The 14,791-nt window shown below is 74.2% G+C and carries 14 protein-coding genes; 5 read left to right on the plus strand and 9 right to left on the minus strand.

The annotated features are described in order from the left end of the window. Positions 1–42 precede the first annotated feature (42 nt). The 3 genes from ACFSHS_RS12805 to ACFSHS_RS12815 form a co-directional block, all read right to left on the minus strand. Positions 43–657, minus strand: coding sequence for a hypothetical protein (locus ACFSHS_RS12805; protein WP_376876358.1), 615 nt, complete (start codon positions 655–657; stop codon positions 43–45). Positions 658–751: 94 nt separating this feature from the next. Further along, complete coding sequence (locus ACFSHS_RS12810) at positions 752–1,555, minus strand: DUF2382 domain-containing protein (protein ID WP_376876361.1); 804 nt, start codon at positions 1,553–1,555, stop codon at positions 752–754. 132 nt (positions 1,556–1,687) lie between these two features. Continuing rightward, positions 1,688–2,482, minus strand: a complete 795-nt coding sequence (locus ACFSHS_RS12815; protein WP_376876364.1) for a TetR/AcrR family transcriptional regulator C-terminal domain-containing protein — start codon at positions 2,480–2,482, stop codon at positions 1,688–1,690. A gap of 148 nt (positions 2,483–2,630) precedes the next feature. Between ACFSHS_RS12815 and ACFSHS_RS12820 the strand changes: the two genes are divergently transcribed. From ACFSHS_RS12820 to ACFSHS_RS12830, 3 genes are read left to right on the plus strand one after another with little or no spacing between them, the layout of a single operon-like run. Further along, positions 2,631–5,216, plus strand: a complete 2,586-nt coding sequence (locus ACFSHS_RS12820; RefSeq protein ID WP_376876367.1) for a molybdopterin oxidoreductase family protein — start codon at positions 2,631–2,633, stop codon at positions 5,214–5,216. After that, positions 5,216–7,744, plus strand: a complete 2,529-nt coding sequence (gene nirB / locus ACFSHS_RS12825) for a nitrite reductase large subunit NirB (RefSeq protein WP_376876370.1) — start codon at positions 5,216–5,218, stop codon at positions 7,742–7,744. Before ACFSHS_RS12820 ends, nirB begins: the two co-directional genes overlap by 1 nt. Further along, positions 7,741–8,067 (plus strand): Rieske (2Fe-2S) protein, encoded by a 327-nt coding sequence (locus ACFSHS_RS12830; RefSeq protein WP_376876373.1) that lies wholly within the window; start codon positions 7,741–7,743, stop codon positions 8,065–8,067. The genes nirB and ACFSHS_RS12830 overlap by 4 nt, the downstream gene beginning before the upstream one ends. A gap of 61 nt (positions 8,068–8,128) precedes the next feature. Here ACFSHS_RS12830 and ACFSHS_RS12835 read toward each other — a convergent pair whose 3' ends face one another. The 3 genes from ACFSHS_RS12835 to ACFSHS_RS12845 all read right to left on the minus strand — a co-directional run bounded on the left by ACFSHS_RS12835 (position 8,129) and on the right by ACFSHS_RS12845 (position 9,704). Continuing rightward, positions 8,129–8,572, minus strand: a complete 444-nt coding sequence (locus ACFSHS_RS12835; protein ID WP_376876376.1) for a hypothetical protein — start codon at positions 8,570–8,572, stop codon at positions 8,129–8,131. A 63-nt stretch (positions 8,573–8,635) separates the two neighbouring features. Beyond that, complete coding sequence (locus ACFSHS_RS12840; protein ID WP_376876379.1) at positions 8,636–8,815, minus strand: hypothetical protein; 180 nt, start codon at positions 8,813–8,815, stop codon at positions 8,636–8,638. A 100-nt stretch (positions 8,816–8,915) separates the two neighbouring features. Next, a complete protein-coding gene (locus tag ACFSHS_RS12845) occupies positions 8,916–9,704 on the minus strand; it encodes a hypothetical protein (RefSeq protein WP_376876382.1) in 789 nt (262 codons plus the stop codon). Positions 9,705–9,849: 145 nt separating this feature from the next. Between ACFSHS_RS12845 and ACFSHS_RS12850 the strand changes: the two genes are divergently transcribed. Both ACFSHS_RS12850 and ACFSHS_RS12855 read left to right on the plus strand, forming a co-directional pair. Next, positions 9,850–11,247, plus strand: a complete 1,398-nt coding sequence (locus ACFSHS_RS12850; RefSeq protein ID WP_376876385.1) for an MFS transporter — start codon at positions 9,850–9,852, stop codon at positions 11,245–11,247. A 40-nt stretch (positions 11,248–11,287) separates the two neighbouring features. Then, a complete protein-coding gene (locus ACFSHS_RS12855) occupies positions 11,288–11,863 on the plus strand; it encodes a GNAT family N-acetyltransferase (RefSeq protein WP_376876388.1) in 576 nt (191 codons plus the stop codon). A gap of 66 nt (positions 11,864–11,929) precedes the next feature. On the opposite strand, the gene ACFSHS_RS12860 is transcribed toward ACFSHS_RS12855, so the two are convergent. The 3 genes from ACFSHS_RS12860 to ACFSHS_RS12870 all read right to left on the minus strand — a co-directional run bounded on the left by ACFSHS_RS12860 (position 11,930) and on the right by ACFSHS_RS12870 (position 14,746). Continuing rightward, positions 11,930–13,045 (minus strand): uroporphyrinogen-III synthase, encoded by a 1,116-nt coding sequence (locus ACFSHS_RS12860; RefSeq protein ID WP_376876391.1) that lies wholly within the window; start codon positions 13,043–13,045, stop codon positions 11,930–11,932. A 67-nt stretch (positions 13,046–13,112) separates the two neighbouring features. After that, complete coding sequence (locus ACFSHS_RS12865) at positions 13,113–13,718, minus strand: uridine kinase family protein (RefSeq protein ID WP_376876394.1); 606 nt, start codon at positions 13,716–13,718, stop codon at positions 13,113–13,115. Further along, positions 13,697–14,746 (minus strand): MBL fold metallo-hydrolase, encoded by a 1,050-nt coding sequence (locus ACFSHS_RS12870; RefSeq protein WP_376876397.1) that lies wholly within the window; start codon positions 14,744–14,746, stop codon positions 13,697–13,699. Before ACFSHS_RS12870 ends, ACFSHS_RS12865 begins: the two co-directional genes overlap by 22 nt. Positions 14,747–14,791: the final 45 nt, after the last annotated feature.

Here is a 14,791-nt window from a genome sequence, read left to right on the forward strand (position 1 = left end):
CGGCGAGCGGTGGGCAAGGACGGGGTCCTTGCGGGGGTCCTTCTAGAAGCCCGCGCGGTCCACCTTGCGGTGGTACCGGTCGCCGAGCTTGCCGCCCAGCACGGCTCCGAGCAGCGTCACCAGGAGCACCGCGACCAGGGCGATGATGCCGCCGGTCGTGGCGGTGCCCTCGTCGATCGGGATGCGGGGCAGATTCAGCTGCTGCAGCACGTTGTACTGCGCCCCGAACACCAGGCCGGCGCCGGCCAGTGCGAGCACGACGATCAGACCGATGACCCAGACGGCGACGCCCTGGCGGGCGCCGTCGAACCTGGCCATCCGGCCGGCGACGTACCCCCCGGCCAGATAGGCGAGGAAGAGCACCACCAGCAGGACGACGCCGCCGACGACGCCGATCGTGTCGGCCTCCTGCGCCGCCTCGTCGGCGGACGGGACGCCCTGGGTGAGCCCGACGGCGACGCCGGCCGCGCTCAGCAGGGCGACCAGCAGGACGGCGAGGCCGTTGGCCGACAGCCAGCCGAAGAAGGCGGCACCCCACTTGATGCCGCCGTAGCGGGAGCGCTGGGCGTCGACGGCGTCGCGGGCTGCCCCCTTGGTCGGGTGGGCGCCCTCGGCGGGGATGCCGTGGCGGCCGCTGGTGGGCTCTGACGTGGACATGGGGCGCTCCAGGGGGAGGAGGCCGGCGGGTCGCCGGACGGGCGGGCGGGTCGCCGGCGCGGCCGGGAGCTGGTCCCGGCCGCGCCGGAGAAGGTCACGAGCGACGCACTCCGGCGTCGGCGTCGAGCTCGATCTGCTCCTTGCGGACGCCTTCGGTGACCGTCTGCTGCTCGGTGACCGTCTCGGTGTCCAGGCGTACCCGCTCGACCGGCACCGTCTCCTTCGCGACCACCGGCCGCTCCGCGTGCAGGACGACCTCGTGCTCCTCCTCGGAGATCGCCGGGCCGTCGAGGGCGTTGCCCACGTTGGCGTCGGTGATCGGCTCGCGCTCGACGCGGATCTCCTCGTGCGCCACCGGCACCGTCCGGGTGACGTTCTCGGTGACGACGTACTTGCGCAGCCGCGCCCGGCCGGTCTCCACGCGCTGGGTGCCGACCCGCAGGTGCTCCTCGGAGCGGGTCATCGCGTCGTCGGTCGTCGGACCCGAGGTGTCGCGGCCCACGGTGCCGTGCCCGACGGTGTCAGCGGTCGTGGTGTCAGCGGTCGTGGTGTCAGCGGTCGTGGTGTCCGCCACGGGGGCGCTGGTGTCGGCCTCGAGTCCGTAGTAGCGGTAGAGCTCGGACTCCTCGGCGGGGGAGAGGTGACCGTCGGTGCCGATGTGCGGCGCGTTCTTGACCGTCTCCTTGTCGTACGGGACGCGGAGGTCGTCGCCGGTCAGATCGGCCTGCGCCAACGGGACGAAGGCCTCCTTCGTGCCGAACAGGCCGGTGCGCACGGTGGCCCACTCGGGGCGGCCTGTCTCGTCGTCGAGGTAGACCTCGCCGACGGTGCCGAGCTTGCCGTCCGGGCCGACGGCCGTGCTGCCGATGACGGCGGTCAGTTGCTGTGCGGTGATCATGCGCGCGCTCCTCGCGGGGGTCAGGGCTGGGGATAGCGGTGCCTCGCCGGGGGCAGTGCTCCACGGCGGACGGCCGTTCCAGGCGATGCCCCGCGATTTACGTTGTAAACAACCGATCGGCGTGTCCGCCGATCAGCTGCGGGAGTCGCCCCTGCGCGGCGTCCGGCCCTCGCGGCGCACCACCTCCAGGCGCTCCAGCAGGTTCTCCAGCGCCTCCTCGAACTCCGCGGCGGACTCGTCGAGGGAGAGCAGCGGCTCCAGCCGGACGACGGTCGGGTACTCGCCGAGGTCGGTGGTGGCCACGGCCTGCGGCACGCCGTCGGCCTGGTCCTCCGGGCTGATCCGCACGCCCTTCTGGGACACCTCCAGGAGCAGATGACCGAGCAGGAAGCTCGAGTACGCCCGGTAGGCCGCTACCGCCGAGGCCTCGGTGAACCCGCTGTCGAGCAGTGCGTCCAGGAAGGACTCCACCCATCGGAGGCTGCGCAGCGGCGGCCGCACCCAGGGGGCGGCCGGCGGGCGGGTCGCCACCAGCGGGAACACCTCGGGATGGGCCAGCGCGATCCGGCGCACCCCGTGCGCCAGGCGCTGCAGGTAGTCCTGCCATCCGTGGGAGGCGGCGAGGTGGACGTCGGGGTCGCCGTACAGCTCGTCGACGACGGCCTCGACGACGCCGTCCAGGAGGTTCTCCCTGCTGGGCACGTAGCGGTACAGGGCCATGGCCTCGACGCCGAGGTAGGCGCCGAGCCGCCGCATCGTCAGGGCGTGCAGGCCCTCGTGGTCGATGAACTCCACCGCGGCGCCGAGCACCCGCCGCCGGTCGAGCGAGCCGCGCCCGCCTCCGGCCGGCGCCGCGGGGAGCACGCTCGCGGCCCCGCCGCGCCCCTCGGGACTGTCGGGATCGGCGCCCTGGTCCGGCCTGCTCATGCCCCGCTCCCTCGCGCCGCCGGCGTCTGTGGGGTCATCGTGCGCCGCGCCCGGCGCACAGGAGCGGTCGGGCCGGTGTGAGTTCCTCGGAACCCAGCGTTGACGCCGGTGCCCACGATGGGAAATGCCGGCCGCAGACCCTCGGTGCATGCCCGCAGCCGCCGCCCCGCAGTCGCCGGGCCGGGGTGCCGGCTCGACCCGGACGACGCTGACCCACTGCCCGTACTGCTCCCTGCAGTGCGGCATGGACGTGACCGCCGGCGATCGTCCGGCCACCCTCGTGCCCGCCGACTTCCCGACCAACAGGGGCGGGCTGTGCTCGAAGGGCTGGTCGTCCACCGAGCTGCTCGACCACCCCGAGCGGCTGCTCCGCCCCCTGGTCCGCAGCACGCCGGGCGACCGCACCAGCCCCCTGGTCGAGGCCACGTGGGACGACGCGCTGGGCCGGCTGGTGGCGGCGATCGAGCGCACCCAGGCCCGGTACGGGCGCGACGCCGTCGGGTGCTTCGGCGGCGGGTCGCTGACCAACGAGCAGGCCTACCAGTTCGGCAAGTTCGCCCGGGTGGCCCTGCGTACCAGCGCCATCGACTACAACGGGCGTTTCTGCATGTCCTCGGCGGCGGGCGCCGCCAACCGGGCCTTCGGGCTGGACCGGGGGATGCCGTTCCCGCTGTCCGACATCGCCGACGCCGACGTCGTCGTCCTGGTGGGCAGCAATCCGGCCGACACGATGCCGCCGGCGATGCAGTACTTCGACGTGGGCCGCGCGCGGGGGGCGAAGCATTTCGTCGTCGACCCTCGCCGCACCAACACCGCGAGGAACGCCGAGCTGCACCTGCAGCCGCTGCCCGGCACCGACCTGGCCCTGGCCAACGGGCTGCTGCACATCGCGATCGCCGAAGGACTGGTCGACGAGGAGTACGTGGCCGCCCGCACCACCGGGTTCGAGGAGGTCAAGGCGGGCGTTGCCGCCTACTGGCCCGACCGCGTCGAGCGGATCACCGGCGTGCCCGTCGCCGGCCAGCGGCGCACCGTCCTCGCTCTGGCCCGGGCGGAGCGGGCCATCGTCCTGACCGCCCGCGGCGCCGAGCAGCACCGCAGCGGCACCGACACCGCCCAGGCCTGGATCAACCTCGCGCTCGCCCTCGGCCTGCCCGGCCGCCCGGGCAGCGGATGGGGCACCGTCACGGGGCAGGGCAACGGGCAGGGCGGCCGCGAGCACGGGCAGAAGGCCGACCAGCTCCCGGGCTACCGGTCGCTGAGCGACCCGGCCGCCCGGGCGCACGTCGCCGCCGTCTGGGGCGTCGACCCCGACGACCTGCCCGTGCCCGGCCGCTCGGCGTTCGAGCTGCTCGACGCCCTCGGCACCGACGGGGGAGTGCGCACCCTGCTGGTCCTCGCGTCCAACGTGGCGGTCAGCGCGCCCGACGCCCGGCGGGTCATCAGCCGCCTCGGCGACCTGGACTTCCTCGCCGTCAGCGACTTCTTCCTCTCTGAGACCGCCGAGCTCGCCGACGTCGTCCTGCCCAGCGCCATGTGGGCGGAGGAGGACGGCACCATGACCAACGTCGAGGGGCGCGTCGTCCGGCGGCGGAAGGCGCTCGACCCGCCCGCCGGCGTCCCCGACGACCTGCAGCTCCTGGCCACGCTGGCCGAGCGGCTGGGCGCCGGGCGGCACTTCATCGGCGATCCGGAGACCGTCTTCCAGGAGCTCCGCCGGGCGAGCGCCGGCGGCCCCGCCGACTACTCGGGCATCAGCTACCGCCGCATCGACGACGAGCAGGGCGTCTTCTGGCCCTGCCCCACCGACGAGCACCCCGGCACGCCGCGGCTGTTCACCGAGCGCTTCGCCACCCCCGACGGCCGGGCGCGGTTCCTGCGGGTCGAGCACGTCGACGCCTCCGAGCGCCCCGACGCCGACTTCCCCTATGTCCTGACCACCGGCCGGGTGCTTGCCCAGTACCAGTCGGGCACGCAGACCCGGCGCGCCCGCAGCCTGCAGATGGTCGCTCCCACACCCCGCGCGGAGCTGCACCCCGACCTGGCCCGGCGGCTGGGGATCGGCCCCGACGACGTCGTGGAGCTGACCACCCGCCGGGGCCGCGCCCGCTTCCACGCGCTGGTCACCGACACCGTCCGGCCCGACGTGGTCTTCGCGCCCTTCCACTGGGGCGGCGGCTCGAGCGCCAACGCCCTCACCGACGCCGCGCTGGACCCCACCAGCCGGATGCCCGCCTTCAAGGTCTGCGCGGTCGCCGTCGCCCGCGTCGAGGGTCCGACGGAACTGATCCCGCCGCCGTCCGCCGCCAGCCAGCCCCGACCGAGGCCGCACGAGCAGCCGACCGCCCCCGAACCCCGCACCCCCACCCGGAAGAGGAGCACCCGCGTGAAGAGCACCCCACGCTTCCTGCAAGGCGTCTTCCCGATCGCCGGTGAGGGCCTGGCCAAGCCCGGCCCGATCGACGCCGCGCTGCGTTACACGGTCCCGCACGGGCGGTCGGCCCAGGCGCTGTACTTCCGCGGGGGCAACTCCACCGGCGAGCTGGTCTACGTGCTGCTGCTCCGCGACGGCGAGCCGATGCGCTGGTTCCCCATCGGGGCGAGGAGCGACAACCACGTTCCGCTGCGGGTGGTCGAGGACCTGCCCGGCGGCACCGTGGTCGAGCTGCACGCGGCGGCGCCGGAGGGCGTCACGGGCGAGCTCGTCGTCGACCTGGGGCTGGTGGAGGTCTGATGACCGCGATCCTGGGTGGCCGCCCCGAAGGCCTGACCGCCCTGCACCTGGACGACGACCTGGACGCTCGCGGCCGCCTGGTCGTGGTCGGCAACGGCATGGCCGGTGCCCGCTTCGTCGAGGAGGTGCTCGAACGCGGCGGGGGCGACCAGTTCCGCATCACCGTCCTCGGTGACGAGCCGCACGGCAACTACAACCGGATCATGCTGTCGCCGGTCCTCGCCGGCGAGGAGGACGAGGACGACATCGTCCTCAACAGCCACGACTGGTACGCCGACAACGGCGTGACCCTGCTCGCCGGTGTCCGGGCCGAGCGGATCGACACCGCGGCCAAGGTCGTCCACGCCGCCGACGGCACCGCCGTCCCGTACGACCACCTCGTCCTCGCCACCGGCAGCTACTCGTTCATCCCGCCCATGAAGGGCGTGCGCACCGACGACGGTGGCCTGCTCCCGGGCGTCCACGGCTTCCGCACGATCGACGAGACGCGGGCGATGCTCGACGCCGTCGGCCGCTGCACGCGCGCCGTCGTCATGGGCGGCGGGCTGCTCGGGCTGGAGGCGGCCCGCGCGCTGCAGGGCCACGGGCTGCACGTCGAGCTGGTCCACGCCATGCCCCACCTGATGAACATGCAGCTCGACGCCGAGGCCGGGGCAATCCTCAAGCGGAGCGTCGAGTCGCTGGGCATCGCCGTCCACCTCGACGTCTTCGCCACCGAGGTGTTCGGCGACGGGCACGTCGAGGGCGTCGGCCTGGCCGACGGACGGCGGGTCGACGCCGACCTGCTCGTCATAGCCGCCGGCGTGCGGCCCAACAGCGACATCGCCGTCCGCTCGGGGCTCGAGGTGGAGCGGGGCATCGTCGTCGACGACCAGCTGCGCACCGACGACCCCGACGTCTACGCCATCGGCGAGTGCGCCCAGCACCGTGGCGAGGTGTACGGCCTGGTCGCCCCGGCGTGGGAGCACGCGAAGGTGCTGGCCGACGTCCTGACCGGCACCGACCCGGACGCCGGGTACCACGGCAGCCGGACGGCGACCAAGCTGAAGGTCGCCGGCGTGGACGTCGCCGTCATGGGGATCAACGGCCCCGAGCGCGACGACGACGAGTTCCTCGTCATCTCCGAGCCCAGGCGCGGGGTGCACCTCTCGGTGGTCATCCGCGACGACGAGCTCGTCGGCGCCACCCTCCTCGGTGACACCCGCAAGGTCGCCTTCCTGACCCAGGCCTTCGACCACGGCTCGCCGCTGCCCGAGGAGCGCATCCGGCTGCTGGTCGACCTGTCGGACGGCGCGGCGGAGGTGGGCGTCGCCGACATGCCCGCCGACTCGCAGGTCTGCAACTGCAACGGGGTCTCGAAGGGCGACCTCTGCGGCGCGGTCGCCGGCGGCTGCAGCAGCGTCGGAGAGGTCATGGACCGCACCCGCGCCGGCAAGGGGTGTGGCTCCTGCAAGTCGCTGGTCAGGCAGATCGTCGAGTGGGCCGCCGACGGCGACCTCGCCGAGGACCCGGCCGCGTCGTACTACGTGCCGGGTGTCCCGATGCCCAAGCCCGAGCTCATCAGAGCCATCCGCGAGCACGACCTGCGCAGCGTGTCGGCCGTCTTCGCGGAGCTCGCCCCTGGCGGGCAGGAGGACGCGAGGTCGAAGATGGGCCTGACCTCGCTCCTCAAGATGATCTGGGGCCAGGACCACCTGCCCGAGAAGGACGCCGAGTTCGTCAACGACCGCGTCCACGGCAACATCCAGCGCGACGGCACCTTCTCCGTCGTCCCGCAGATGAAGGGCGGCGTCACCACCCCGGCCCAGCTGCGCCGGATCGCCGACGTCGCGGAGAAGTACGAGGTCCCGATGGTCAAGGTGACCGGCGGCCAGCGGATCGACCTGCTCGGCGTCCGCAAGGAGGACCTGCCGGCGATGTGGGCCGACCTCGGCATGCCGTCGGGGCACGCCTACGGCAAGAGCTTCCGCACCGTGAAGACCTGTGTCGGCAGCGACTTCTGCCGGTTCGGGCTCGGCGACTCCACCCAGCTCGGCATCGACCTCGAGACGCGGTTCCAGGGCATCGAGAGCCCGGCGAAGATGAAGCTCGCCGTCGTGGGCTGCCCGCGCAACTGCGCCGAGGCCTACGTGAAGGACGTCGGCGTCGTGGCCGTCGGCAACGGCAGGTGGGAGGTCTACGTCGGCGGCGCCGCCGGGGCCAGCGTCCGCAAGGGCGACCTGCTGGCCACCGTCGACTCGCCCGAGGCCGTGATCACGCTGGCCGGCCGGTTCATGCAGTACTACCGCGAGAACGCGAACTGGCTGGAGCGCACCTACGACTTCGTGCCGCGGATCGGGCTGGAGAGGATCCAGCAGGTGCTGCTCGAGGACAGCGAGGGCATCGTCGCCGATCTCGACTCGCGTCTACAGCGCTCCATCGACGCCTACGTGGACCCCTGGGGCCAGGACGGCAGGCAGCCGGCGACGCCAGGCCAGTTCCGCCCGTCCCTGCCGCTGATCGACCTGCCGAAGGTGCCCGTCCGATGAGCCTGACCGACCTCGGGACGACGACCGAGCACCGCGTGGGCCGCGTGGAGGAGATCCCGCCGGGGGAGGGGCGGGCGTTCGTCGCCGGCCGCACCCAGGTCGCGGTCTTCCGGCTGCGCGACGGGTCGCTGCACGCGACGCAGGCGGCCTGCCCGCACGCCGGTGGGCCGCTGGCCGACGGGCAGACCGACCCGAACGTGCTGATCTGCCCGCTGCACCTCTACGCCTACCGGTGGTCCGACGGCTCGTCGACCGGCGGCGCCGCCCCCATCCGGGTCTTCCCCGTGCGCGAAGTGGGCGGCGACATCCTCGTCCAGGCCTGAGAGCAGCTTTCGCTACCGAGAGCTGCGCGAGGCACGCCGGCTTTCCGTACCGGAAGCTGGGTCAGGCGGCGGGGACGACGACGGTCGCCTCGTGCGGACCGCCGCAGTCCTCGCTGCCTCCCACGCGGTGCCAGTCCAGATCGGCGTCGACCTCGGCCAGCTCCGTTCCGTCCGCGGCGAGCACCGTGACGACGACGGCGTCCGGCGCTGTCATGTCCAGCTGGAACACCTCGCGGCCTCTGCCCAGAGGCACGGTCAGCGCGTCCTCGTCCGTCGACGGCCCGTCCTCGTGGATGAGATATCCGCACCGGGACGAGCACTCGATGCGCAAGGACCCGCCCTCGAGCCGGGACCAGTCGTCGGCGAGCTCGACGACGAGGGCGTTGGACCAGCCGATCGCCGGGCACACGGTGCTCCCGCCCGCCGAGCACGCCACGAACGCGAGCGCGGCCGCGACCACGCACCCGCCCAGGGCGATCCAGGATGTGGCCGGCTCCTCGTCCATGCCGGTGACACGCTCCGGACGGCGCCGCGGACCCACGGGCGACCGGACCTCCGACGCCGGGAGTCAGGAGGTCGAGTGACCGGGATCCTGCGGGGGCCGTTGCGTCGGCAGGGGAGGAACCACCAGGGGACGGCGCCGTCGGCGCAGCTCCGGCAGCAGCCGGCGCCGGCGTGCCTCCTCGGCCAGCTGGCGGCTGGCGACGATCGACGCGGCGTCCGGCGTCGGCAGGTGGTTCCCGTGCATGCGCATGCTCCCTTCGCGGCCCCGCCTGTTGGACGCCGCGGCAAGGTGGCAAGGATGACACGTTCCGGCCTCGATTCGGTAACAATCGGGCCCGGAAAAGTCAGCTGCGGGGCAGATCCAGGCCGGCCAGCGTCGCGGTGACGGCGTCTTCGTGCAGCAGGTCCAGCACGAGCAGCCGGTGCACCAGCACGCCGCGCCGGGTGAGCCGCAGGTCAGCGGCGCGCAGCCGGGGAAGGGTCGCGCCGGGGCGCGCCGGCACCGGCGGCGGGTCCAGCAGGCCGGCGCGCTGGAGATCGGCGACGTCCTCGCGGGCGCCCCATGCCGACCACGCGCGCGGCTCGGACTCCAGCGGTGCCATGGGCAGCGGGATCCGGTCGCGACGGCCGACGCCGGCCAGCAGCGCCAGCTGCCGCCAGCTGAGCGACTCCGCCAGCCCCAGTGCCCGGACGGCGAGCTCGAGGTCGACGTCGGTGGAGACGGTCGCCTCCGCGAGCAGGTAGCCCAGGTGCCGGACCCGGCGCTCCTCGGTCGAGCGCCGTGCGGCCGCGACCACTGCCTCGGCCAGCTCGTCGGCGGCGGGGCGGCCGCCCGGCCGCGGGCCGAACCAGCCGTCGGAGCGGGCGGGACGGCCGTTCCGGTGCAGGGTCGCTGCGTACTCCACGGCGAAGGCCAGGGCGGCGCCCGCCCGCACCCGCTCGCGGGGCACCGGCACCGCGGCGGCCTCGTCGGCCACGGTCCGGAGGCTCGCGGCGAACCGGTCGCTGACCTGCACCATGGCCGCCGCCGGCTCGAAGACCACGGTCGCGGCCGCCCGGCACATCGAGCCGGCCACGGGGCCGCCGGCCTCGATCAGGTCGCGGCCGGTCGACGTCTGCTCGGATGCGGTCACCCGGTGATCTTCGTCCGGCCGGGCCCACACCTGCACGCCGGGCACCGCGGCCTCACCACTGGGGGGCAGCCGCCGTGAGGGAAACGGAACACGGGTTCAGTGCCGGGGCGACGCCGGGGAAACCCCGCGCTGCGACCGTCCTCGCATGGCCGCCCCCACCCGCCCCGCCAGCCCGAGCGCCCCGTCCCGCACGGTCGTCGCGCCGCCCGCGAGCCGTGCAGGCGGATGGATCGACGACTGGCGCCCCGAGGACCCCCGGTTCTGGCGGACGACGGGCAGGAGGATCGCCCGTCGCAACCTCTTCTTCTCGATCTTCTCCGAGCACATCGGCTTCTCGATCTGGAGCCTGTGGTCGGTGCTCGTGCTCTTCCTGCCCGAGGCGGTCTACGGCATCGACCCGGCCGGCAAGTTCCTGCTGACGACGCTGCCGACGGCGTTGGGGGCGCTGGTCCGGCTGCCCTACACCTTCGCCGTCGCGCGGTTCGGTGGCCGCAACTGGACCATCGTCAGCGCGGCACTGCTGCTGATCCCCACCCTCGCCACCGCGGCCGTCCTCGAACCCGGGGTGTCGTTCACGACCTTGCTGGTCGTCTCCTGCCTGGCCGGCGTCGGTGGCGGCAACTTCGCCAGCTCGATGGCCAACATCAACGCCTTCTACCCCGACCGGCTCAAGGGCTGGGCGCTCGGCCTCAACGCCGGCGGGGGGAACCTCGGCGTCCCCGTCGTCCAGCTGGTCGGGCTGCTGGTCCTGGCCACGGTCGGCGCGGAGCACCCGCGGGTGATCCTGCTGGTCTACGTCCCGCTGGTCGTCGTCGCCGCCGTCGGTGCGGCGCTGCTCATGGACAACCTGACCACCGCCCGCAACCAGCCCCGCGCCATGCGCGAGGCCACCCGTGACCCGCACACCTGGATCATGTCGTTCCTCTACATCGGCACCTTCGGCTCGTTCATCGGCTTCGGGTTCGCCTTCGGCCAGGTGCTGCAGAACCAGTTCAGCGGGTCCTTCGCGACGCCGCTGGCCGCCGCCTCGCTCACCTGGCTGGGTCCGCTGCTGGGCTCGCTCGTCCGGCCCGTCGGCGGCACGCTGGCCGACCGGTTCGGAGGAGCGCGGATCACCTGCTGGAACTTCGTCGCGATGGCGGTGGGGGGCGGCGTGGTGTGGACGGCGAGCCGGCTGGAGTCGCTGCCCCTGTTCGTCGTCGGCTTCGTCGCGTTGTTCGTGCTCAGCGGGATCGGCAACGGCTCGACCTACAAGATGATCCCGGCGATCTTCCGCGCGCAGGCGCTGCAGCAGGTCGCCGAGGGAGGTGACGCCGACGCCGCGGCCCGGCGGGCGCTGCGCATGTCGGGCGCGCTGATCGGGATCGCCGGGGCGATCGGCGCCTTCGGCGGCGTCCTGGTGAACCTGGCGTTCCGGCAGTCGTTCATGAGCACCGGCACCGGGGACTCCGCCTACCTGGCGTTCATCGCCTTCTACGTCGTCTGCGTCGCCGTCACCTGGGTCGTCTACCTCCGCCCGCGGCCGTCCCTCGGCGCGGTCTGAACGGGCGGGGAGTGTCGGTGGGTGGTGCCACGATGCCGGCATGGCGATCGAGGTACGTCCGGCGACCGACTTCGACGACGTGGCGACGATGGTCGGCCCCAAGCGCCCGGACGCCAACGCGTGCTGGTGCCTGAGCTACCGGATCCCGTCGAAGGAGAACCTGTCCCTGCGCGGTCCCGAGCGGGGGGAACGGGTGAGGGAGCTCGTGCGGCAGGATCCGCCGCCGGGGGTGCTCGCCTACGACGATGACGAGGTGGTGGGCTGGGCGGCGGTCCACCCGCGCGCCGACACGGCCTTCGCGACGAACCGGAAGATCCCCCACCTCGACGACCTCGACGTGTGGGCGCTGTGGTGCGTCCGGGTGCGGCCCGGCCATCGGGGGAGGGGGATCGCCCACCACCTCGTCGACGGCGCCGTGGAGTTCGCCCGCGCCCACGGGGCGCCCGCGATCGAGGCCTACCCGGTCGACAACGACGGCAGGAAGGTGGACCTCACCATGGCCTACGTCGGCACGAAGCGGCTCTTCGAGCGTGCCGGGTTCGTCAAGGTGGCCGACACGGACTCGGTCATCAACGGCTTCCCGCGAATCCTCATGCGGCTGGACCTGCGCCGATAGGGGAGACCTCCTCCCCACCGCTCGCACGCCCGGGGCGGCGCCCCGGCCGGGGCCGCTCCCGCGGGCTCAGACCTTGAGGCGGTAACCGCGCTTGACCACCGTCTCGACGACGGGGGCGCCGAGCGCGGCACGCAGCCGGGTGACGGCCATCTCCACCGCGTGCCCGTCCCCGCCGCCGGGCAGCGACGCGATCAGCTCGGCCCGCGGCACCACGTGCCCCGGTCGGCGGGCGAGCTCCCGCAGCACCGCCATGGGCCCGGGGGCGAGCTCCACGAGCCGTCCGTCCAGCACCGCGGCGTACCCGCGGACCTGCAGCGTGTGCGGCCCCAGCCGCAGGACCGGGTCGCGCTCGGGGAGCCGGGCGACGACCTCGCGGGCGAGCGCGCCGAGGCGGGCCCGCTCGGGCTGGAAGGACGGGATGCCCGCCGCGTCCAGCGGGCCGGCGGTGACCGGACCGACGGCGACGGCGAGGACCCGGTCGTTCAGCGCGCGCACGACGTCGGCGCGCCGGCCCAGCTCCTCGGCCACGGTGAGCAGGCTGGCCGCGGCGGGAGCGCTGGTGAACGTCACCGCGTCGACCCCACCCGCGACGATCGTGCCCACCAGCCGGCGCACCGGGGCGACGTCCTCGGGCAGCACCCAGCGGTAGACCGGCACGGTCACGACCTCGGCACCGGACGCCCGCAGCCCCGCGACGAGGTCGGGCAGTGGGTCGCCGTGCAGCTGGACGGCGATCCGCCGTCCCTCCAGCGGCCCCTCCGCACCGGACATCAGGTGGGAGAGCACCTCCGCGGAGGACTCCGACTCCGGGGACCACGCGTCGACCAGGCCCGCGCCGCGGATGGCGCCGCGGGCCTTGGGGCCGCGGGCGAGCACGCGGGCGGGCCGGAGGTGCTCGACCAGCGGCAGGTCCCACGCCTCGGCGGCCTCGAGCCAGCCGCGGAAGCCGACGCCGGTGGTGGCGACGACGAGGTCGACCGGCCGGGCCAGGACCTCACGGGTGGCCGCCACGAGCTCGGCGTCGTCGGCCAGCGGCACGATCCGGATGGCCGGTGCGTGGACGACCCGGGCTCCCCGCCGGTCGAGCAGCGCGCCCAGCTCCTCCTTGCGGCGGGCGGCGGTGACCGCCACCGTGTAGCCGGCCAGCGGCAGGAGCTCGGCGTCCGGAACGGTCTCGGTCACGGCTCCATGGTGCGGCGTCCGTGTTCCGGGCGTGTGTCCCGGGGATGAGACGCGTCGCACGCCCGGCTCAGGGCAGCAGCAGGAATCCTCGGTCGTCGGCCGCGGCTGTGCCGTCGACCCGCACATCGGCGCGGGCGCGGGTGCCCTCCCGGGTGAACTCGGTGGCCTCGGTGACCTGCCAGCGGCGCCACTGCGGCGCCAGGTCCGCCCCGTCGCGGGCCAGCCCGCGCGCCACCCGCAGCTCCGCCGGGGCCTCGACCCAGATGCGCAGCGCCGTCCACCGGTCGAGGCAGCGGGGGCTGCTGCCGCACCCCTCGACGACCAGGACCGGGCGGACCGGCACGGTCGTCGCCTCGCGCGCGAACCGCTCCGCCGCCCAGTCGTACCGGTGGAACGCGCCCTGGCGGCCCTCGGCCAGCGGCCGCAGCACGCCGGCTTCCAGCCGGGCCACGGCCCCGGTGATCGTCCAGCCCGCGTAGAGGTCCTCCAGGTGGACCAGGGCGGCGGCCCCGCCGAGCGCGGTCGCCAGCCGGCCGGCGACCGTGGTCTTGCCCGAGCCGGCCGGGCCGTCGAGGCAGACGAGGCGGACGCCGCCCAGCCGCGCCGGGGCCGCCTCGACCCGCGCGGCCAGCTCCGCGACGGCGAGCGCCCTCAGCGGACGGCGAGGGTCCACGTCGGCACCGGGCCGCCGCTGCCGACGACCAGCCCGCGGGAGGCCAGCACGCGGAGGTGGGCGTCGGTCTCGGTCACCGCGAAGATGCGCATCCGCCGCTCGTACTCGTCCCACGGCCGCGACCAGGTGAGGTGGGCCGCGAGTTGCCACGGCGTCGACCCCGGATCGGCCCGGACGGCGGCGAGCAGCTCCGTCAGCCGCAGCTCGTGGTGCGCGGTGAGCGCGTCGACCCGGGAGTCGAGGCCGCGGAAGCGCCATTCGTGGGCCGGCAGCACCTCGGCGGGATCCAGCTCGCGGACGGCGGCCAGCGAGGCGAGGTAGTCGCCCAGCGGATCGGCTGATCCCGCGAAGGTGGTCGAGACGTTCGGGCTGATGCGGGGCAGCACGTGGTCGCCCGAGAAGAACAGGCGGGTCCGTTCCTCGGCGAAGCACAGGTGGCCCGGTGTGTGCCCCGGCGTGTGGACGGCGCGCATCCGCCACCCCGGGAAGTCGGCCTGCTCGCCGTCCTCCAGGAGCCGGTCGGCAACGGCCATCCGCGTGAACGACTCCAGTCGGTCGGGCGGACCCACGTCGGACACCGCGTCCTCGCGGTCGGCGCCGAGACCGACGAGGAACTCCACCTCGGACGCGACGAAGGCAGCCGCGCCCGCGGCGGAGATCCGGCCGACCGACGACGCGTCGGCGGGGTGCATGGCGACCCAGGCGCCGGTCGCCTCCCGCAGCCGGGCGGCGAGGCCCAGGTGGTCGAAGTGCAGGTGGGTCACCAGCACCCCCCGGACGTCGTGGACGCCGGCGCCGATCGCGGCCAGGCCACCGGTGAGCGCGGCCCAGCTGTCGTCGCTGCCCCATCCGGCGTCGAGCAGGCCGAGACCTCCGCCGTCCAGCGCGAACACGTGGACGGTCACGTACCGCAGGGGGTTGTGCGGGATGGGCACGGGGACGGCCCACAGATCGGGGCGCAGTTGCTCCACCGGGGGCAGCGCGCGGGCCTGCCAGGCCTCGTGCTGGGCGGTGCCGGTGATCTCCACGGGCTCGCACTCTGCCAGCCGGTCACACCGGGTCAGGCAGCTGCC

It is taken from the genome of Blastococcus deserti, assembly GCF_042682525.1.
Taxonomy (GTDB): domain Bacteria; phylum Actinomycetota; class Actinomycetes; order Mycobacteriales; family Geodermatophilaceae; genus Blastococcus_B; species Blastococcus_B deserti.

Coding starts and splice junctions, on each gene's coding strand:
- ACFSHS_RS12805 (WP_376876358.1), bottom strand. CDS start 657: ATGTCCACGTCAGAGCCCACCAGCGGCCGCCACGGCATCCCCGCCGAG.
- ACFSHS_RS12810 (WP_376876361.1), bottom strand. CDS start 1,555: ATGATCACCGCACAGCAACTGACCGCCGTCATCGGCAGCACGGCCGTC.
- ACFSHS_RS12815 (WP_376876364.1), bottom strand. CDS start 2,482: ATGAGCAGGCCGGACCAGGGCGCCGATCCCGACAGTCCCGAGGGGCGC.
- ACFSHS_RS12820 (WP_376876367.1), top strand. CDS start 2,631: ATGCCCGCAGCCGCCGCCCCGCAGTCGCCGGGCCGGGGTGCCGGCTCG.
- nirB (WP_376876370.1), top strand. CDS start 5,216: ATGACCGCGATCCTGGGTGGCCGCCCCGAAGGCCTGACCGCCCTGCAC.
- ACFSHS_RS12830 (WP_376876373.1), top strand. CDS start 7,741: ATGAGCCTGACCGACCTCGGGACGACGACCGAGCACCGCGTGGGCCGC.
- ACFSHS_RS12835 (WP_376876376.1), bottom strand. CDS start 8,572: ATGGACGAGGAGCCGGCCACATCCTGGATCGCCCTGGGCGGGTGCGTG.
- ACFSHS_RS12840 (WP_376876379.1), bottom strand. CDS start 8,815: ATGCACGGGAACCACCTGCCGACGCCGGACGCCGCGTCGATCGTCGCC.
- ACFSHS_RS12850 (WP_376876385.1), top strand. CDS start 9,850: ATGGCCGCCCCCACCCGCCCCGCCAGCCCGAGCGCCCCGTCCCGCACG.
- ACFSHS_RS12855 (WP_376876388.1), top strand. CDS start 11,288: ATGGCGATCGAGGTACGTCCGGCGACCGACTTCGACGACGTGGCGACG.